The organism is Bradyrhizobium sp. S69 (genome assembly GCF_009766005.1).
Taxonomy (GTDB): Bacteria; Pseudomonadota; Alphaproteobacteria; order Rhizobiales; family Xanthobacteraceae; genus Bradyrhizobium.
On record NZ_LMUK01000060.1, the window covers coordinates 120,263 to 140,096 of the forward strand.

Genomic DNA, 19,834 nt, shown 5'->3' on the forward strand with positions numbered 1-19,834 from the left:
CCGGGGTCGAGGGTGGGGCGCGGATGTTCGTGCACATACTCGTGTTGCTGGTCGCCTTGATGACGACGCAAAGCGTCTCGGCTCAAGCCCCGGCGCCAGAGCCGATCCATGCTGGAGCCAGGCCGATCAAGATGGTGGTGCTGGGCGATTCGCTCAGCGCCGGCCTCGGCTTGCAAGCTTCGGCCGCGTTTCCGGAACGCCTGCAAAAATCTTTGAAAGACAAGGGGATAGATGTCGACATGACCAACGCCGGGGTGTCCGGCGATACCAGTTCCGGGGGCCGCGACCGGCTCGACTGGTCGGTGCCGGAAGGTACCGAGGCCGTCATCCTCGAGCTCGGCGCCAACGACGCCTTGCGCGGCATCGATCCCAAGCTGACGCGCGGTGCGCTGTCGGAGATCCTGACCCGGCTGAAGGCGCGTAAAATCGCGGTTCTGTTGTGCGGGATGCTGGCGCCGCCGAATTATGGCAGCGATTATTCGGCGCGCTTCAACGCCATCTATCCCGATCTGGCGCAAGCGTTCGGCGTGCCGCTGTACCCGTTTTTCCTCGACGGGGTCGCGGCCGATGCCAGGCTCAATCAGGCGGATGGCATGCATCCGACGCCGGAAGGCGTCGATGTCATCGTGAAAAATATTTTGCCCAGTGTGCAGGCACTTGTCGGCGCGATAGCTGGGCAACGCAGTTGAAAAAGCGGCACCGATAACCCTAACCCGGTGTTTTACCGTCTGATTTGTACGGCATCCTTCGCAGAGTCACATAACTACGGTAAAAATCAGCATCGGTGATTCGTTACCGGACTTGTTTCAGGGTGTGATCTTTCCGAAAAGCGGCTTCCACGGTTTTCGGACCATGCCCCTGCATCGGGAGTCGTGCGATGCCGCGCCTGTTTACTGGACTGGAAATCCCGGCCGAGATCGGCCAGACGCTTTCCAATTTGCGCGGCGGCCTTCCCGGCGCGCGCTGGATCGACCCCGAAAATTATCACGTCACCTTGCGCTTCATTGGCGATATCGACGGCATCTCGGCTAACGAAATCGCCTCGATGCTGTTTCGGGTCAACCGCAAACCGTTCGAGGTGGCGCTGCAGGGCCTGTCGAGTTTCGGTGGAAAAAAGCCCCGCGCGGTGGTGGCCTCGGTGGTGCCAAGCCGGCCGTTGATCGAGCTGCAGGCCGAGCTGGAACGGCTGATGCAGCGGATGGGGCTCGATCCGGAGGGCCGGAAATTCACCCCGCACGTGACCCTGGCGCGGTTGCGCGACGCCTCCAATCAGGACGTCGCGGACTATCTGTCGGTGCGCGGATATTTTCCGACCCGGGTGTTCACGGCATCAAGGTTCGTGCTGTTCTCGTCCCGGGCCTCCACCGGTGGCGGTCCCTATGTAGTCGAGGATTCCTACGCGCTGAGTGCGTGAAGGGAAAGGCGCTGGCCACCTCCAATACCGTCATCATCCGCCAACGGGTCGACGCGAAAGCGTCGCCCGATGACAGGCTCCGGCGGATAATCCAGTATTCCAGAGCGCTGATGATGAAATCGAAGAGCTGCGGCGTACTGGATACCCGCTTTCGCGGGTATGACGGTTAGTGAAAGGCCTGCGCGGTGCCCCAAGCGCCGATCCCCGCATACCCCCTGCACCAATTCACGGCTTGCAATTTCTGTCCGGCTGGGGCCGTAAGGTGGGCCATGTTGTCCACCCCGCCCACCTCGTCCGCCTCGTTCTTGGCCCACTATCAGTCCCTGGTTTCCTCCGGCGCGATCGAGCCCGACGCGGCGCAGGCGCGGGCCGCCGAGGCGTTCGCCGATCTTGAGGCGCGGCTTTCGCATTACAAGCCGGCGCGCAAGCAGGGCTTGCTGGGGCGTTTGTTCGCCGACAAGAACGGAGGGCCGCCGCGCGGCCTCTACGTTCATGGCGAAGTCGGGCGTGGCAAGACCATGCTGATGGACCTGTTTTTTCAGCAGTCGCCGGTCGAGCACAAGCGCCGCGCCCATTTCCACGAATTCATGGCCGAGGTGCATGAGCGGATTTATGGATTTCGTCAGGACATCGCGCGCGGCGAGTTACCCGATGGCGATGTGATGGCGCTGACCGCGGCTGCGATTTTCGACCAGGCCTGGCTGTTGTGCTTCGATGAATTCCACGTCACCGACATCGCGGACGCGATGATCCTCGGGCGGCTGTTCTCAAAGCTGTTCGAGCTCGGCACGGTGGTGGTGGCGACCTCGAATGTCGCGCCGGAAGATCTCTACAAAGGCGGCCTGAACCGGGCGCTGTTCCTGCCTTTCATCGCGCAGATATCGGATCACATGGACGTGCTACGGCTCGATGCGCGTACTGATTTCCGGCTGGAGAAACTCGCCGGCGTCAAGATGTGGCTGGTGCCGGCGGATCGCGCTGCCGATGCCGCGCTCGACAAGGCCTGGGAAAAGATGACGGGCAGCGCGCCCTGCAAGCCGCGCGATATTTCGATCAAGGGCCGGATTCTCCACGTGCCGTGTTCGGCGCACGGGGTGGCGCGGTTTGCCTTCGCCGACATCTGCGAAAAGCCGCTGGCCGCGTCCGACTATTTGCGGCTGGCGCATGATTATCACACGATCCTGATCGACCATATTCCGGTGATGGATTACCCCGAGCGCAATGCCGCCAAGCGGTTCATCGCGCTGATCGATACGCTCTATGACAATGCCGTGAAGTTGATGGCGTCGGCCGCGGCCGATCCGGTGTCGCTGTATCAGGCGAGCGAAGGCATCGAGGCCAACGAATTCAAGCGAACCTCGTCGCGGCTGATCGAGATGAGCTCGGAATCCTATCTGGCGCTGCCCCATGGGCATAAGGATTCCATGGCCAGCGGCTCCAGCACCGGGCTGGTGGAGACTTGATGCGCCTGCGGGATTTTCGGGTCTGCGCCAAGAGGCGCATCCCGGAAGGACGATGCCGGCATCGCCCTGACCGAAATCAAGGCAGCGCCGACAATTGAGCATGGCCCGACTTGAACGTATCATTCGAAAGGGATAACAGCGAACCAGCTTCCTTCCTCCCTCCTTCTTGACGTTCAAAAGGACAGATTTCCCATGGCGCGCGATAAAATTGCCTTGATTGGCTCCGGTCAGATCGGCGGAACGCTGGCTCATCTCATTGGTTTGAAGGAGCTCGGCGATGTCGTGATGTTCGACATCGCAGAGGGCGTCCCGCAGGGCAAATCGCTCGATATCGCCCAGTCTTCCCCGGTGGACGGGTTCGATGCGCATTTTACCGGCGCCAATTCCTATGAAGCCCTGGACGGCGCCAAGGTCTGCATCGTCACCGCCGGCGTGCCGCGCAAGCCGGGCATGAGCCGCGACGATCTCTTGAGCATCAATCTCAAGGTGATGGAGCAGGTCGGCGCCGGCATCAAGAAATACGCGCCCGATGCCTTCGTCATCTGCATCACCAACCCGCTGGATGCGATGGTCTGGGCGCTGCAGAAGGCTTCGGGCATGCCGCACAAGAAGGTGGTGGGCATGGCGGGTGTGCTGGATTCCTCGCGCTTCCGTTATTTCCTCGCCGACGAATTCAACGTCTCGGTCGAAGACGTCACCGCTTTCGTGCTCGGCGGCCATGGCGACACCATGGTGCCGCTGGTGAAATATTCCACGGTGGCCGGCATCCCGCTGCCTGACCTCGTCAAGATGGGCTGGACCTCGCAGGCGCGGATCGACGAAATCGTCGACCGCACCCGCAACGGCGGCGCCGAGATCGTCAATTTGTTGAAGACCGGCTCGGCGTTCTACGCGCCGGCCGCCTCGGCGGTTATGATGGCCGAGAGCTATCTGCGCGATAAGAAGCGCGTGCTGCCCTGCGCGGCCTATCTCAACGGCGAATATGGCGTGAAGGACATGTATGTCGGCGTGCCCACCGTGATCGGTTCAAAGGGCGTCGAGCGCATTGTCGAGATCGAACTGGCCGGCAAGGACCGCGAAGCGTTCGACAAGTCGGTCGGCGCGGTGCAGGGCTTGGTCGATGCCTGCAAGAAGATCGCGCCCGACCTGCTCGGCAAATAATCGGCGGCAGGCCGTACACCCAAGATATAACCAAGACCGGGGCTTGCGCTGACGCGAGCTCCGGAAAGCCAGGCAGCACTAACACGGTGAAATTCCCAAGCGGATGGGGCTTCTCGTTTCAGACTTGGCTTTCTTCTGGTATATGGTATACCAGAAGAAATGCGAAGCGAGTTCCAAATTCGCCGCACCAGGGGTCCGGAGAGCGTCCAAATGAATATCCATGAATACCAGGCCAAGGCGCTGCTGCATGAATTCGGCGTGCCGATCTCCAAGGGCGTGCCGGTGCTGCGGGCGTCCGACTCCGACGTCGCCGCGAAAACGCTGCCCGGCCCGGTCTGGGTGGTGAAGAGCCAGATCCACGCCGGCGGCCGCGGCAAGGGTAAGTTCAAGGAAGCATCCGCCGGCGACAAAGGCGGCGTGCGGATCGCCAAATCGATCGCCGAAGTCAACGAATTCGCCAAGCAGATGCTGGGCGCGACCTTGGTCACGGTGCAGACCGGGCCGCACGGCAAGCAGGTCAACCGGCTCTACATCGAGGACGGCTCCGACATCGACAAGGAGTTTTATCTGTCGATCCTGGTCGATCGTGAGACCGCCGAAGTTTCGTTCGTGGTCTCCACCGAAGGCGGCGTCAACATCGAGGACGTCGCGCATAACAGCCCGGAAAAGATCGTGACCTTCTCGGTCGATCCGGCAACCGGCATCATGAACCATCACGGCCGCACCGTCGCCAAGGCGCTCGGATTGACCGGCGATCTCGCCAAGCAGGCGGAGAAACTGGTCGCGCAGCTTTATACCGCGTTCGTCGCCAAGGACATGGCGATGCTTGAAATCAACCCGCTGGTCGTCACCAAGCAGGGCGATCTGCGCGTGCTCGACGCCAAGGTTTCGTTCGACGACAACTCGCTGTTTCGCCATCCCGAAGTCGTGGCGTTGCGCGATGAGACCGAGGAAGACGCCAAGGAAATCGAGGCGTCGAAATACGAACTGAATTACGTGGCGCTCGACGGCAACATCGGCTGCATGGTCAACGGCGCCGGGCTGGCCATGGCGACCATGGACATCATCAAGCTCTACGGCATGGCGCCCGCGAATTTCCTCGATGTCGGCGGCAGCGCCACCAAGGAACGCGTCGCCGCCGCCTTCAAGATCATCACCGCCGATCCCAATGTGAAGGGTATCCTGGTCAACATCTTCGGCGGCATCATGAAATGCGACGTGATCGCCGACGGCGTGGTCGCCGCGGTCAAGGACGTCGGCCTCCAAGTGCCGCTGGTGGTTCGGCTGGAAGGCACCAATGTCGATGCCGGCAAGAAGATCATCCGCGAATCCGGTCTCAATGTGCTGTCCGCCGACGATCTCGACGACGCCGCGCAGAAAATCGTCAAGGCCGTAAAGGGAGGCTGAGCCGATGGCCGAGGACCATTTCGCCGCGCCAACACCGCTTGAGGAGCATCGCAAACTCGCGGTGTTCGCGGGCGAATGGAGCGGCGACGAGATGGTCTATCCGTCGCGCTGGGCCACCGGAGGGCCGGCGACCTCCCATGTCGTTGCCCGTATCGATCTCAACGGCTTCTACCTGATCCAGGATACCCGCCAGACCCGCGACGGCCAGGAGACCTTCGCGACCCATGGCGTGTTCACCTATGATCGCGATGACCGGCTCTACAAATTATTCTGGCACGATTCGCTCGGCTACTATCCGCCGTCGCCGGCGTCCGGTGGCTGGAGCGGCAAGTCGCTGGTGCTGGTGCGTGGCTCGCTGCGCGGCAACGCGCGCCATGTCTACGAAATCCTCGACGACAACAGTTACAGCCTGAAAATCCAGTTCTCGCCCGACGCGGAAGGATGGGCCGACGTGCTCACCGGCGTGTATCGGCGTGTCCACTAATCCCGTCTCGCAACCCGTCTTGGTCGTCTCGCGAAAGCAGTCTTAACCCATGCCCATCCTGATCGATAAGAACACCAAAGTCATCTGCCAGGGTTTCACCGGCAAGAACGGCACGTTCCATTCCGAGGCGGCGATCGCCTATGGCACCAAGATGGTCGGCGGCACCTCGCCGGGCAAAGGCGGATCGAAACATCTCAATCTGCCGGTGTTCGATACCGTGATGGAAGCGCGCGAAAAGACCGGCGCCGATGCATCCGTGATCTACGTGCCGCCGCCGGGCGCCGCCGACGCGATCTGCGAAGCCATCGACGCGGAAATCCCGCTGATCGTCTGCATCACCGAAGGCATTCCGGTGCTCGACATGGTGCGGGTCAAGAGATCGTTGAGCGGATCGAAATCCCGCCTAATCGGGCCGAACTGCCCGGGCGTGATGACCGCGGGCGAATGCAAGATCGGCATCATGCCGGCGAACATCTTCAGGCCCGGCTCGGTCGGCATCGTGTCGCGTTCGGGCACCCTGACCTATGAAGCGGTGTTCCAGACCACCCAGGAGGGCCTCGGCCAGACCACCGCGGTCGGCATCGGCGGCGATCCGGTCAAGGGCACCGAATTCATCGATATGCTCGAGATGTTTTTGGCCGATCCCCACACCACGTCGATCGTGATGATCGGTGAAATCGGCGGTTCCGCCGAGGAAGATGCCGCCCAGTTCCTGAAAGACGAGGCCAAGCGCGGCCGCAAGAAGCCGATGGTCGGCTTCATTGCCGGTGTTACCGCACCTCCCGGCCGCCGCATGGGGCACGCCGGCGCGATCATTTCCGGTGGCAAGGGCGACGCCGGTTCCAAGACCGCGGCGATGGAATCCGCCGGAATTACCGTCTCGCCGTCCCCCGCGCGGCTCGGAAAGACTCTTGTCGAAAAATTGAAATCCTAATTCACTTTTTAGTTCTTTTGGGGGCGAAGATTCGCCCCATATGGGGTAAACGACTCCCAACACGCTGATCCGGTATCCGGATCGGCGATTGCGCCGTCTTCTACGCGCGAAAGTAAAAAATCCAGGACGCCATCATGTCTCGCCAGGACGCGAATGCCGCATTTGCCCTCTCCTCGTTTTTGCAGGGCACCAACGCCGCCTATATCGACGATCTCTATGCCCGCTACGAACAGGACCCCGGCTCGGTCGACGCCGATTGGCAGGAATTCTTCAAGAGCCTGAAAGACACCCCGGACGACGTCCGGAAAAACGCCGAAGGCGCCTCCTGGGGCCGGGACAATTGGCCGCTGGCGCCGCGCGACGATCTGACCTCCGCGCTTGACGGCAACTGGGCGCAAGTCGAAAAAGCCGTCGGCACCAAGCTTGCCGCCAAGGCACAGGCCAAGGGCGGGGAACAATCGGCAGGCGATGTCCACCAGGCCACCCGCGATTCGGTACGCGCCTTGATGCTGGTTCGCGCCTACCGCATGCGCGGCCATTTCCATGCCAATCTCGACCCACTCGGGATCGAGGCGCCGCGCGATCGCGAGGAACTCGACCCGCGCTCCTACGGCTTTGTCGACGCCGATTTCGACCGCAAGATCTTCCTCGACCATGTGCTCGGGCTGGAATACGCAAGCTTGCGGGAAATCGTCGCGATCTGCGAACGCACTTACTGCCAGACGCTCGGCGTCGAGTTCATGCACATCACCAACGCGGCGCAGAAGGCCTGGATCCAGGAGCGCATCGAGGGACCGGATAAGGAGATCAGCTTTACCCGCGAGGGTCGGCGCGCGATCCTCAACAAGCTGGTCGAGTCCGAAGGCTTCGAGAAATTCTGCGACGTCAAATTCACCGGCACCAAGCGGTTTGGTCTCGATGGCGCCGAATCGCTGATCCCGGCGCTGGAGCAGATCATCAAGCGTGGCGGCAATCTCGGCATCAAGGAGATCGTCGTCGGCATGCCGCATCGCGGCCGTCTCAACGTCCTGACGCAGGTGCTGGGCAAGCCGCATCGCGCGCTGTTTCATGAATTCAAGGGCGGCTCTGCCAATCCCGACGCGGTCGAGGGTTCGGGCGACGTCAAATATCATCTCGGCGCGTCATCAGACCGCGAGTTCGACAACAACCGGATCCATCTGTCGCTGACCGCCAATCCCTCGCATCTGGAGATCGTCGATCCCGTGGTGCTCGGCAAGGTTCGCGCCAAGCAGGATCAGCACGGCGATCCGCCGGATCAGCGCATTTCGGTGTTGCCGCTGCTGATGCACGGCGACGCAGCGTTCGCCGGCCAGGGCGTGGTCGCCGAATGTTTTGGCCTGTCCGACCTGAAGGGCTACCGCACCGGCGGTTCGCTGCATTTCATCGTCAACAACCAGATCGGGTTCACGACCTACCCGCGTTATTCGCGCTCCTCGCCCTATCCTTCCGATGTGGCGAAGATGATCGATGCGCCGATCTTCCACGTCAACGGCGACGATCCGGAAGCCGTGGTGTTCGCGGCCAAGGTTGCGATCGAGTTCCGGCAGAAATTCCACAAGCCCGTCGTGATCGACATGTTCTGCTACCGCAGGCATGGCCATAACGAAGGCGACGAGCCGGCGTTCACCCAGCCGGTGATGTACAAGAAGATCGCGTCGCATCCGACCACGCTGGAGATTTATGCCAAGCGGCTGATCGCCGAAGGCGTGATGACCGAAGGCGAGGTTGAGAAGGCCAAGGCCGACTGGCGCGCCAGGCTCGATGCCGAGCTTGAAGCCGGCACCGGCTACAAGCCCAACAAGGCGGACTGGCTCGACGGCAAATGGGCCGGCTTCAAATCCGCCGATGCGGAAGAAGATCCGCGTCGCGGCGTCACCGGCGTCGATCTGTCGGTGCTCAAGGATATCGGCCGCAAGATCACCAAGGTGCCGGATGGCTTCCGGGCTCACCGTACCATCCAGCGTTTTCTGGAAAATCGCGCCAAGGCGATCGACACCGGTGTCGGGATCGACTGGGCGACCGGCGAAGGGCTGGCGTTCTGCACGCTGCTGCAGGAAGGCCATCACGTCCGGCTGTCGGGCCAGGATTCTGAGCGTGGCACCTTCTCGCAGCGCCATTCGGTGCTGATCGACCAGGAAGACGAGAGCCGCTACACACCGTTCAATCATCTCGGCGGCGATCAGGGGCACTACGAAGTCATCAACTCGCTATTGTCGGAGGAGGCGGTGCTCGGTTTCGAGTACGGCTATTCGCTGGCGGAGCCGACGGCGCTGACGATCTGGGAAGCGCAGTTCGGCGACTTCGCCAACGGCGCGCAGGTGCTGTTCGACCAGTTCATCTCGTCGGGCGAGCGCAAATGGCTGCGCATGTCGGGTCTCGTCTGCATGCTGCCGCATGGCTATGAAGGGCAGGGACCGGAGCATTCTTCCGCGCGGCTCGAGCGTTTCCTGCAGATGTGCGCCGAAGACAACATGCAGGTGGTTTATGCCACCACGCCGGCCAATTTCTTCCACGTGCTGCGGCGTCAATTGCATCGCGAAATCCGCAAGCCGCTGATCTTGATGACGCCGAAGTCGCTGCTGCGGCACAAGCGCGCGGTGTCGCGGCTCGACGAGATGGGTGCCGACACCACGTTCCATCGTATCCTCTACGATGACGCGGCGATGCAGCCCGATGAGAAGATCAAGCTGGTGCCGGACGACAAGATCCGCCGCGTCGTGCTGTGCTCGGGCAAGGTCTATTACGACATTTACGACGAGCGCGAAAAACGCGGCATCGATGATGTCTACATCATGCGCGTCGAGCAGCTCTATCCGGTGCCGCTGAAGGCGCTGGTTCAGGAACTCGGGCGCTTCAAGAGCGCCGAAGTGGTGTGGTGCCAGGAAGAGCCGCGCAACATGGGCGCGTGGCATTTTATCGAGCCCTATCTCGAATGGGTGCTGAACCAGATCAACGCGCCGAACAAGCGTCCGCGCTACGCCGGCCGCGCCGCGGCCGCGGCGACCGCCACCGGTTTGATGTCGAAGCATCTGGCGCAGCTCAAGGCTCTGCTGGATGACGCGCTGAACTAACATTTGGAAATCATCATGCCCGGGCGGGAGCGCGAAGCGCGTTTTCGCACTCGATGTCCCGGGCATCGAAGTCTTGCACATCGAAGTCCTGCACGTCGAAGTCTTGCACAGTAAAATTGATTTTAAGGCGTGGATGGCCGGGACGAGCCCGGCCATGACGCAAAGAGGAAACGACATCATGGTTGAAATTCGCGTTCCGACACTCGGCGAATCCGTGACCGAGGCCACCATCGGCCGCTGGTTCAAGAAGGCCGGCGATGCCGTTGCGGTCGACGAACCGTTGGTCGAGCTCGAGACCGACAAGGTCACGATCGAGGTGCCGGCACCATCGGCGGGCACCCTCGGCGAGATCACCGCCAAGGACGGCGAGACCGTCGCGGTCGGCGCGCTGCTCGGACAGATCACGGAAGGCGGAGCGCCTGCCGCCGCCAAGCCGGCTGCCGCGCCCGCCAAGGCCGCGGCTGCACCGCCTGCCGCTGCTGCGGCAGTAGCGCCCGCTCCGGCAGTATCGAAGGCGCCTCCAACCGACGCGCCGCTGGCGCCGTCGGTGCGCAAGATCGCGGCCGAGAGCGGCATCGATGCCTCGACCGTTCCGGGTTCGGGCAAGGATGGCCGCGTCACCAAGGGCGACATGCTCGCCGCGATCGAGAAAGCCGCTTCGGCGCCGACGCCGGTCAACCAGCCGGCCGCCGCGGTGCAGGTTCGCGCGCCCTCGCCCGCCGACGATGCCGCACGCGAGGAACGCGTGAAGATGACGCGGCTGCGTCAGACCATCGCCCGCCGCCTCAAGGATGTGCAGAACACCGCGGCGATGCTCACGACCTTCAACGAGGTCGACATGAGCCACATCATGGCGATGCGGGCCCAGTACAAGGACGTGTTCGAGAAGAAGCACGGCAGCAAACTTGGATTTATGGGCTTCTTCACCAAGGCCTGCGTGCAGGCCTTAAAGGACATTCCGGCCGCGAATGCCGAGATCGACGGCACTGATCTGATCTACAAGAATTATTATCACGTCGGCGTCGCCGTCGGTACCGACAAGGGTCTCGTGGTGCCGGTGGTGCGCGACTGCGATCGCAAGTCGATTGCCGATATCGAGAAGAGCATCGCCGATTTCGGCCGGCGCGCGCGCGACGGCCAGCTCAAGATCGATGAAATGCAGGGCGGTACCTTCACCATCACCAATGGCGGCATCTACGGTTCGCTGATGTCGACGCCGATCCTGAACGCGCCGCAGTCCGCCATTCTCGGCATGCACAAGATCCAGGATCGCCCCGTCGCGGTCGCCGGCAAGGTCGAGATTCGTCCGATGATGTATCTGGCGCTGTCCTACGATCACCGCGTGATCGACGGCAAGGAAGCGGTGACGTTCCTGGTGCGGGTCAAGGAAAGCCTGGAAGATCCGGCACGGCTGGTGCTGGATCTCTGATCGGATTGCCGAAGCTTTGGGGCGGCGGCATTGGCGGCGCCCCGGTGACTATGCGTGCGTATGATGGGGGCTGATTTGACCGACAAAGTTGTCATCATCACCGGCGGCAGCCGAGGTATCGGCCGCGCTACCGCGATCGCCGCTGCGGCACGCGGATTTCGCGTCGTCGTCGGCTATGCCACCAACAAGGCCGCGGCCGATGAAGTGGTATCGGCGATCGAGGCAAAAAACGGCAAGGCGATCGCGGCGAAATGCGACGTCGCCGAAGAGAGCGATATCCTGAGCCTGTTCGAGGCCGCCGACAAATTCGGCACGCTCGGCGCGCTGGTCAATAATGGCGGCATTGTCGGCAAAAGCGGAGTGCGGGTCGATGAGATGTCGGCGGAGCGCATCCAGCGCGTGATGGCCGTCAATGTCACCGGCAGCATTCTGTGCGCACGCGAGGCTGTGAAGCGGATGTCGACGCGCCATGGCGGCAAGGGCGGCGTCATCGTCAATCTATCGTCGGTCGCCGCAAGATTAGGGGCGCCCAATACCTATGTCGATTACGCGGCCTCAAAAGGCGCGATCGATTCGTTCACGGTCGGGCTCGGTCATGAAGTCGCCGGTGAGGGCATTCGCGTCGCGGGGATCCGGCCCGGCCTGATCGACACCGATATTCATGCCAGTGGCGGCGAACCCGACCGCGCGCATCGCCTCGCCGGCAATGTGCCGATGAAGCGCGTCGGCACCGCGGATGAAATCGCCAACGCCATCGTCTGGCTGATGTCGGACGAGGCGTCCTACGTGACCAGCGCCATCCTCGATGTGTCGGGCGGACGCTAGCCAATACCTGTCACACATTTCAGCTACAGGACTTCAACCATGGCCACCTATGATCTCGTTGTTATCGGCACCGGTCCCGGCGGATATGTCTGCGCGATCCGCGCGGCACAGCTCGGCATGAAAGTCGCCGTGGTCGAAAAGAATGCGACGCTCGGCGGCACCTGCCTCAACGTCGGATGCATGCCGTCGAAGGCGCTGTTGTATGCCTCGGAAATGTTCGAGGAGGCCGGACACTCGTTCGCCAAGATGGGCGTCAGCGTTTCCGCGCCACAACTCGATTTGCCCTCGATGATGAATTTCAAGCAGCAGGGCATCGACGGCAACGTCAAGGGCGTCGAGTTCCTGATGAAGAAAAACAAGATCGACGTGATCAGCGGCAAGGGCAAGATCCTGGGCGCCGGCAAGATCGAAGTGTCCGGCAATGACGGCAAGACCCAGATCGTCGAGACCAAAAATATCGTGATCGCGACCGGCTCCGACATCGCGCGGCTGAAAGGCATCGAGATCGACGAAAAACGCATCGTGTCGTCGACCGGCGCGCTGTCGCTCGACAAGGTGCCGTCGAGCCTGCTCATTGTCGGCGCCGGCGTGATCGGGCTCGAACTCGGTTCGGTCTGGCACCGGCTTGGCGCCAAGGTCACGGTGGTGGAATTCCTCGACCGTATCCTGCCCGGCATGGACGGCGAAGTCGCCAAGCAATTCCAGCGCATCCTCGAAAAGCAGGGCTTTGCCTTCAGGCTCGGTGCCAAGGTCTCCGGCATCGATAGCTCGGGCAAGACGCTGGTTGCGACGATCGAACCGGCCGCGGGCGGCGCGCCGGAAACCCTGGAAGCCGATGTGGTGCTGGTCTGTATCGGCCGCGTTCCCTACACCGAGGGCCTCGGCCTGAAGGAAGCCGGTGTCGCACTCGACAATCGCGGTCGCGTGCAGATCGATTCGCATTTCTCGACCAGCGTGAAGGGCGTGTACGCGATCGGCGACGTCGTGGCGGGCCCCATGCTGGCGCATAAAGCGGAAGACGAAGGTGTTGCCTGCGCGGAAATCATCGCGGGGCAGGCCGGCCATGTGAACTACGACGTTATCCCAGGCGTTGTGTATACCACGCCGGAAGTATCAACGGTCGGCAAGACCGAGGAAGAGCTGAAGCAGGCCGGAATCGCCTACACCGTCGGCAAATTTCCGTTTACCGCCAATGGCCGCTCCAAGGTCAACCAGACTACGGATGGCTTTGTGAAGGTTCTCGCAGATGCGAAGACCGATCGGGTGCTGGGCGTGCACATTGTCGGCCGCGAGGCCGGCGAAATGATCCACGAGGCGGCGGTGCTGATGGAATTCGGCGGTTCGGCCGAGGATCTGGCCCGCACCTGCCATGCCCATCCGACCCGTTCGGAAGCGATCAAGGAAGCGGCGCTTGCAGTCGGCAAACGCGCCATCCATATGTGACCGACGCCCGGTTGATGCCGGGCGGGGATGACATGTGACGATGCGCCGCCTGCTCCAGCCGATTTGGGTTTTGCTAGCGATCATCTTCCTGATCGAAGCCTGGCTGTGGGATCATCTTGAGCCGATCGTGGCCAGGGCGGTGGCGTCGATCCCGCTGCGCGCCTTCAAGCAATGGCTCGCTGACCGTGTCGATACGCTGTCGCCGGCGATGACGCTGATCGTATTCGTGGTGCCGATCGTCTCGCTGTTTCCGCTGAAGCTGGTCGGCTTCTGGCTGCTCTCCCATGAATACTGGACCAGCGCGATCGTCACGATCATCTTCGGGAAATTTCTCGGCGTCGGCGTCACCGCTTTCATCTTCGACGTCACGCGGCCGAAGCTGCTGCAGATGGCGTGGTTCGAGAAGCTCTACCAGTTCATCCTCTCGCTCAGAGCCAGGGCCAATGCGCTGGTCGATCCGATCAAGCGGCGAATCACCGATGCCCTGCGCGGCCATCGCGAGGGCTGGTCGTCGCGGATGCTGCGGCTGATCCAGCGCTTCCGCAAACGCGTGCACGAAGCGCGGTAGGGCGCTTCGGCAAGTCTTTTACGCCGAGTCTTTTACGTTAAGTCGTTTACGGCAAGTGCAGCAAATGCGGCACGAAGATGCCAAGTGCGGTCATCGCGACGCCTGCCAGCGTCAGCAGGCCCGAGACCCAGGCCAAGGCCATGATGCCGGTGATGATGGTCGCGGAAGCCAGCACGATGCCGATCTGGAATGCCGCGGATGCCAGCTCGTAATGATGGTATTTCGCTTCCGCGAGGTCGCGCTCTTCCTCGGCCTGCTTGGCCCGTTCGGATAATTGCTCGGAGCCTTCCTTGGTCTCGGGTTCGGAGCGATAGCGCGCCGCGGTCTTCTGCCAGTCGTCGATCTGCTTTTGCACCGCCGCCTTGGTGGCATCGTCGGCTCCGCTGCCGAGACCGAGTTTGGCCTGTTCTGCGGCGGTTTGTACCGTCGTGCGGCGAATGCTCTTGGCCTGGAAAAACGCCCACAGGTTGGAGGCCTCGACATTCTTGCTGATGGATTCGGTCTGCGCGCCCTTGCCGAGTGTTTCCGACAGCGCCAAACACAGCGCGATTATCGCGATCAACAGCGCGATGTTGCGGTTTTCGTGCGAGGCTTCCTTAGCTTGGTCCGCCTGCTCCATGCTCTCATGCGCGCTCATGATTCCCTCCCGCTGCCCTGATCGGCCACGATTGACCGAACGGCCTGCCTAGCGCAAGGGGCTAGCGCGGTGACGAGGCTTCCTTGCCGTTGATAAATCGGTGGTTTCAGGCCCGCGGATGCGCGGTGCGGTAGACTTCGAGCAGCCGCTCGCTGTCGATCCCGGTATAAATCTGCGTGGTCGAGAGCGAGGCGTGGCCGAGCAGTTCCTGGATCGCACGCAAATCGCCGCCGCGGCTCAATAGGTGCGTTGCGAAAGAATGTCGCAGTGCATGCGGCGTCGCGCTGTCGGGCAGGCCGAGCGCGCCGCGCAAGCGTTCCATGGTGAGCTGAATGATTCGGGCATTGAGCGGGCCGCCGCGGGCGCCGACGAAGATCGGTCCCTCCGGCGGCAACGGATGCGGACAGACCGCGACATAAGCCTGAACCAGCGCCAATACGTTCTGCAGCACCGGCACCATGCGGGTCTTGTTGCCCTTGCCGGTCACGACCAGCACATCGCCCGCGCCGGGCAACGGCACCTCGCGGCGCTTCAGGCCGAGCGCCTCGGAAATACGCAGGCCCGATCCGTACAATAGCGCCATCACCGCGGCGTCGCGCGCCCAGATCCAGGGATCGCGGTCTTCGCCGGCGCGTTCGTCGGCATCCGTAAAACGTTTGGCCGCCGCCATCTGGATCGGTTTCGGCAGGGTCTTTCCGATTTTCGGGGCGCGAATCGCGGCCAGCGCGCCGACCTTGCCCTTGCCTTCCCGTTCGAGAAAACGGCCGAACGAGCGCAAGCCCGCCAGCGACCGCGCGAGAGAGCGCCCACCAATATCGTCGGCGCGTCGCATCGCCATGAACGCCCTGATATCGGTGGCCTCGATCGCGGCAAAGCGCGACAGCGTCACGCTGGCGCCCCAGTGTTCGCCGAGAAACACCATGCATTGGCGAACGTCACGGGCATAGGCCTCGAGCGTCTTCGGTGACAGCCGTCGCTCGGCGCGCAAATGCGACAGCCAATGCATGATCTCCCGCATAAGATCGTCGGCGGCGCAGGCAATGTCGATCGGTTGAGCCGCGGGAACAGGTTTGGCCATCGAGCTCTCTTCAGGGCTATCTTACGAGCACGTGATTCCGTTGCGATTATATCGCACCTCTTTGGTTTACCGTTCGCTAAGTTGCGGGAACGGCGATCGCAGACACTGGTCGTGGCCGCCTTTGAGTCTTAAGTTAGGCCGTCGTTCCGACATCCCTTCGAGTCTGATTCTTCATGGACCATTCCATCCGCGCCAGCATTTCACCGGCCTCATCGACCGGCGTCGTCGATGTGCTGGTGCCGGTCGCGCTCAATCAGGCTTATTCCTATCGCGTACCGCGCGGCATGGAACTCAAGCCGGGCGACGTGGTGTGCGTGCCGCTGGGACCGCGCGAAGTGGTCGCGGTGGTCTGGGCCGAAAACGCCAATCCCGATCCGCGCCTGCATAATCGCCTGAAAGACGTCAGCGAAAAGCTCGACGTGCCGCCGCTGAAGCCGGAACTGCGCTCGCTCGTCGATTGGGTTGCCAACTACACGCTGTCCGCGCGCGGGATGGTGTTGCGGATGACGTTGCGGATGGGGGAGAATCTCGGCCCCGAACGGATGCGGATGGGCGTGCGGCTGGTTGGCGAACCGCCCCGGCGCATGACGCCGGCGCGGCGGCGGCTGATCGATTGCCTGTCGGACGGATTATTGCACGGCAAATCGGAAGTGGCGCGGGAAGCCGGCGTCAGCACCGGCGTGATCGATGGCCTGGTCGATGAGGGCACGCTGACGGTCGAGACGATGCCGCCGCCGCTGCCGCCACCGGCGCCCGATCCTTCATTTTCGCAGCCTGAGTTCTCGCGCCAGCAACGCACCGCGGTCGATGCGATGCGGGCGCTGGCGGCAAACGGCAGTTTTCACACCGCGCTGCTCGACGGCGTCACCGGCTCGGGCAAGACCGAGGTCTATTTCGAGGCCATCGCCGAAGTGATCCGCCGCGGCAAGCAGACGCTGATCCTGATGCCGGAGATCGCGCTGACCGGACAGTTCCTCGATCGCTTCGCCCATCGCTTCGGCGTGCGGCCGCTGGAATGGCATTCCGAACTGACACCGCGGACCCGCGCGCGCAACTGGGCCGCGATCGCGGCAGGCCAAGCGCCGGTCGTAGTCGGCGCGCGCTCGGCGCTGTTTTTGCCTTACGGCAATCTCGGGCTGATCATCGTCGATGAGGAGCACGATCAAGCCTACAAGCAGGATGAAGGCGCGCATTACCACGCGCGCGACATGGCGGTGGTGCGCGCGCATATCGCAAAAATCCCGATCGTGTTGGCGTCGGCAACACCGTCGGTGGAATCGGAGGTCAATGCGCGGAAGGGCCGCTATCAACGCGTGGTGCTGCCGGCCCGCTTCGGCGGCCAGCACATGCCGCACATCGAGGCGATCGACCTTCGCCGCGAGCCGCCGGCGCGCGGCCGCTTCATCTCACCGCGGCTTGCCGAACAGATCGGGATTGCGATTGAACGGCGCGAGCAGGCGCTGTTGTTCCTCAACCGCCGCGGCTACGCGCCGCTGACACTGTGCCGGGCCTGCGGGCACCGGTTCGCCTGCACGATCTGCGATGCCTGGCTGGTCGATCACCGATTCCGCCAGCGGCTGGTGTGCCATCATTGCGGCTTCTCGATGCCGCGTCCGCCAACCTGTCCGCATTGCGCGGCGGAGCAATCGCTGGTCGCGGTCGGCCCCGGCGTCGAGCGGCTGCAGGAAGAAGCCGCTTCGTTGTTTCCGCAGGCGCGCACCATGGTGCTGTCGAGCGATCTGATCACCTCGATCGAGACCATGCGCTCGGAACTGAACGAGATCGCCGAAGGTCGGGTCGACATCATCATCGGCACGCAACTGGTGGCAAAGGGGCATAATTTCCCGCGGCTCAATCTGGTCGGCGTGGTCGATGCCGATTTGGGCCTCAGCAACGGCGATCCGCGCGCCGCCGAACGGACGTTTCAATTGCTCAACCAGGTGATCGGACGCGCCGGGCGCGATCAGGGCCGCGGCGTCGGCTATTTGCAGACCCATCAGCCCGAGCATCCCGTGATGAAAGCGCTGGTGGCCTGCGATCGCGAGGCGTTCTATGCCACCGAAATCGAATCCCGCGAACGAACCGGCTATCCACCGTTCGGCCGGCTGGCGAGCCTGATCATTTCGGCGGGTGACCGGCCCACGGCGGAAGGCTTTGCGCGCAAATTGGCGGCGATCGCGCCGATCGACGAGCGGATCCAGGTGCTGGGTCCGGCCGAAGCGCCGCTTGCGGTCATCAAGGGCCGCTACCGCTTCCGGCTGCTGGTGAAATCGCTGCGCAATGTCGACATGTCGGAATATCTGCGCGAATGGCTCGCGGCCGGACCGAAGACCAAAGGCAATCTCAAGCTCGAGGTCGATGTCGACCCGCAGAGTTTTTTGTAGAGTTGGCAAATCTTACCAACCGTCATTGCAATGACGACGCGAGTCTTCAAACCCAAAAAAAGCCCGCCGTCATTGGCGACGGCAGGCTTTTATCGGGCGCGCAAAACGCTTGCGGCCGTTACGCCACGCAACGCTTACCGAACGTGAAGTTAGGAGACGACTTCGGCGGTGACGCGGCCGACGCCGGCGCCGGTCAGCCCGATGGCGCGGGCAGCGCCCGTGGACAGGTCGAGCACGCGGCCACGAACAAAGGGTCCGCGATCATTGACGGTGACGACGACGCTTGCGCCACCATGGGTGACCCGAAGCTTGGTGCCGAACGGCAGTGAGCGATGGGCGCAGGTCATGGCGTTCTGATTGAAGCGCTGGCCCGAGGCAGTCTTGCTGCCCGATTCATTGCCGTAAAACGAGGCCATGCCCGAGAAGCTGTGGCCGCCCGACGAAGACGCGATCGAGGCGTTGGCATCGCGCCAGGACGACTCAGAAGACGACCCAGCGGAGCCCTCGGAAGCGCTGGCGTGATGGTGGTGGCGATAGTGATGGTAGCCGTGGTGGTGGCGACCCTTGGCTGAGGCTTCGCTAATACCCCCACCGAGCACAATCGTTGCGGTGAAAACAGCGAGCGCCGTACGCGACCGGGTTACAGCTCCCAGCGCCGACATCGTAGATGCGATCATTAAAATGTCCCTCAAGATAGTATTGCCACATATGTGACAAGTGGAACCCCCGCTCCATTTGGCGTCGGCTGGCGTTTGCTGGCCTAATGAGGCACGAATTAGGCAGTAAATCCGATTTGTCTCGGACTGAAACATCTTGTTACCCGAGAGACTGATCGATAGATGTTCCGTAATCTTTCGCTTTAACGAATTGTTAACCAACAAATTACTTATAATTACTTGAGGTTTAAGTTTTCGTTCATTTGAAGGAGATTTGCTCAAGTAATGGCCAAATGGAACAAATCGGCCCTTTCCGTTCCGCGACCCGCGCTCATGGCGCCTATGCAATTTCGGGTGGAGCTTTTTCGCTGCGAGGCGACGCCGCGGCGGTGACCGACCTCGTGGCCGAATCGCCGGACGGGAAATGCCAGCAGAACCGGCCTTGGCGCGATGCCGAAAAGCAGCCGCGACATCGCATCGCCCTTGGTGGGCGTCATGTTGCACCTGCGCTTATGCTATGTTAGCAAAGCCGCGATTTTAACGGTCCCGGTATCACTCGTGCCGGTCGGAAATCGAAGTCCCGCTTGAATTCCAAGGGCTTGGATGGGCGCCATGTTGGCGACGGTTTTTGCCTTGCGAATTTAACAGCTAATAGAGTGTGCTTGTGGCTGCAGAAGATCCGTCCGTTTCAGGTGTGTCCGGCCGTTATGCGACGGCTTTGTTCGAATTGGCGCGCGATGAGAAATCCATCGACGCGGTGAGAGGCGATCTCGACCGATTCGCAGCGATGCTGGCCGACAGTGCGGATCTGAAGCGGCTGGTTCGCAGTCCGGTTTTTTCGGCGGGTTCGCAGGTCAAG

The 19,834-nt window shown here is 62.3% G+C and carries 18 protein-coding genes; 14 read left to right on the forward strand and 4 right to left on the reverse strand.

All coding sequences use genetic code 11. The features are described from left to right. Positions 1-29: 29 nt before the first annotated feature. The 12 genes from GSQ88_RS32295 (at position 30) to GSQ88_RS32350 (ending at position 14,220) form a co-directional block, all read left to right on the forward strand. The gene (locus GSQ88_RS32295) at positions 30-689 is read left to right on the forward strand and encodes an arylesterase (RefSeq protein ID WP_246785206.1); all 660 of its coding nucleotides are present in this window, start codon (positions 30-32) and stop codon (positions 687-689) included. Between the two features lie 188 nt (positions 690-877). Next, a complete protein-coding gene (thpR, locus tag GSQ88_RS32300; RefSeq protein WP_159012223.1) occupies positions 878-1,414 on the forward strand; it encodes an RNA 2',3'-cyclic phosphodiesterase in 537 nt (178 codons plus the stop codon). A gap of 269 nt (positions 1,415-1,683) precedes the next feature. Beyond that, on the forward strand, positions 1,684-2,877 hold the full coding sequence (gene zapE, locus GSQ88_RS32305; protein ID WP_159012225.1) for a cell division protein ZapE: 1,194 nt from the start codon (positions 1,684-1,686) through the stop codon (positions 2,875-2,877). 192 nt (positions 2,878-3,069) lie between these two features. Then, the gene (gene mdh / locus GSQ88_RS32310) at positions 3,070-4,038 is read left to right on the forward strand and encodes a malate dehydrogenase (protein WP_159012227.1); all 969 of its coding nucleotides are present in this window, start codon (positions 3,070-3,072) and stop codon (positions 4,036-4,038) included. A 210-nt stretch (positions 4,039-4,248) separates the two neighbouring features. Then, positions 4,249-5,445: an ADP-forming succinate--CoA ligase subunit beta gene (gene sucC / locus GSQ88_RS32315; protein ID WP_159012228.1), complete on the forward strand. Its 1,197-nt coding sequence runs from the start codon at positions 4,249-4,251 to the stop codon at positions 5,443-5,445. Between the two features lie 4 nt (positions 5,446-5,449). Beyond that, positions 5,450-5,929, forward strand: coding sequence for a DUF1579 family protein (locus tag GSQ88_RS32320; RefSeq protein ID WP_159012230.1), 480 nt, complete (start codon positions 5,450-5,452; stop codon positions 5,927-5,929). Positions 5,930-5,978: 49 nt separating this feature from the next. Next, on the forward strand, positions 5,979-6,863 hold the full coding sequence (gene sucD, locus GSQ88_RS32325; RefSeq protein ID WP_159012232.1) for a succinate--CoA ligase subunit alpha: 885 nt from the start codon (positions 5,979-5,981) through the stop codon (positions 6,861-6,863). A 134-nt stretch (positions 6,864-6,997) separates the two neighbouring features. Next, positions 6,998-9,955 carry a 2-oxoglutarate dehydrogenase E1 component gene (locus tag GSQ88_RS32330; protein WP_159012234.1) on the forward strand — a complete coding sequence of 986 codons (2,958 nt, stop codon included), beginning with the start codon at positions 6,998-7,000 and terminating at the stop codon, positions 9,953-9,955. Positions 9,956-10,133: 178 nt separating this feature from the next. Continuing rightward, complete coding sequence (odhB, locus tag GSQ88_RS32335; protein ID WP_159012235.1) at positions 10,134-11,384, forward strand: 2-oxoglutarate dehydrogenase complex dihydrolipoyllysine-residue succinyltransferase; 1,251 nt, start codon at positions 10,134-10,136, stop codon at positions 11,382-11,384. Positions 11,385-11,459: 75 nt separating this feature from the next. Continuing rightward, positions 11,460-12,209, forward strand: a complete 750-nt coding sequence (locus GSQ88_RS32340) for an SDR family oxidoreductase (protein ID WP_246785177.1) — start codon at positions 11,460-11,462, stop codon at positions 12,207-12,209. A gap of 39 nt (positions 12,210-12,248) precedes the next feature. Continuing rightward, on the forward strand, positions 12,249-13,652 hold the full coding sequence (gene lpdA, locus GSQ88_RS32345; protein ID WP_159012237.1) for a dihydrolipoyl dehydrogenase: 1,404 nt from the start codon (positions 12,249-12,251) through the stop codon (positions 13,650-13,652). Between the two features lie 40 nt (positions 13,653-13,692). After that, on the forward strand, positions 13,693-14,220 hold the full coding sequence (locus tag GSQ88_RS32350; RefSeq protein WP_159012239.1) for a hypothetical protein: 528 nt from the start codon (positions 13,693-13,695) through the stop codon (positions 14,218-14,220). Between the two features lie 46 nt (positions 14,221-14,266). Here the strand turns inward: GSQ88_RS32350 and GSQ88_RS32355 are convergent, their stop codons facing one another. Together GSQ88_RS32355 and GSQ88_RS32360 are read right to left on the reverse strand one after the other, a co-directional pair. After that, complete coding sequence (locus GSQ88_RS32355) at positions 14,267-14,857, reverse strand: DUF4337 domain-containing protein (protein WP_159012241.1); 591 nt, start codon at positions 14,855-14,857, stop codon at positions 14,267-14,269. A 106-nt stretch (positions 14,858-14,963) separates the two neighbouring features. Further along, positions 14,964-15,935: a tyrosine recombinase XerC gene (locus GSQ88_RS32360; protein WP_159012242.1), complete on the reverse strand. Its 972-nt coding sequence runs from the start codon at positions 15,933-15,935 to the stop codon at positions 14,964-14,966. Positions 15,936-16,108: 173 nt separating this feature from the next. Here GSQ88_RS32360 and GSQ88_RS32365 point away from each other — a divergent pair, with 173 nt between their 5' ends. After that, on the forward strand, positions 16,109-18,319 hold the full coding sequence (locus GSQ88_RS32365) for a primosomal protein N' (RefSeq protein WP_159012244.1): 2,211 nt from the start codon (positions 16,109-16,111) through the stop codon (positions 18,317-18,319). A gap of 149 nt (positions 18,320-18,468) precedes the next feature. On the opposite strand, the gene GSQ88_RS32370 is transcribed toward GSQ88_RS32365, so the two are convergent. Together GSQ88_RS32370 and GSQ88_RS32375 are read right to left on the reverse strand one after the other, a co-directional pair. Beyond that, on the reverse strand, positions 18,469-18,996 hold the full coding sequence (locus tag GSQ88_RS32370; protein WP_246785179.1) for a septal ring lytic transglycosylase RlpA family protein: 528 nt from the start codon (positions 18,994-18,996) through the stop codon (positions 18,469-18,471). A gap of 257 nt (positions 18,997-19,253) precedes the next feature. Continuing rightward, positions 19,254-19,472: a hypothetical protein gene (locus GSQ88_RS32375; protein WP_159012246.1), complete on the reverse strand. Its 219-nt coding sequence runs from the start codon at positions 19,470-19,472 to the stop codon at positions 19,254-19,256. A gap of 167 nt (positions 19,473-19,639) precedes the next feature. On the opposite strand from GSQ88_RS32375, the gene GSQ88_RS32380 reads away from it, so the two are divergent. Next, positions 19,640-19,834: F0F1 ATP synthase subunit delta (locus tag GSQ88_RS32380; protein ID WP_174248186.1), on the forward strand; the 195-nt coding region annotated here is incomplete at its 3' end.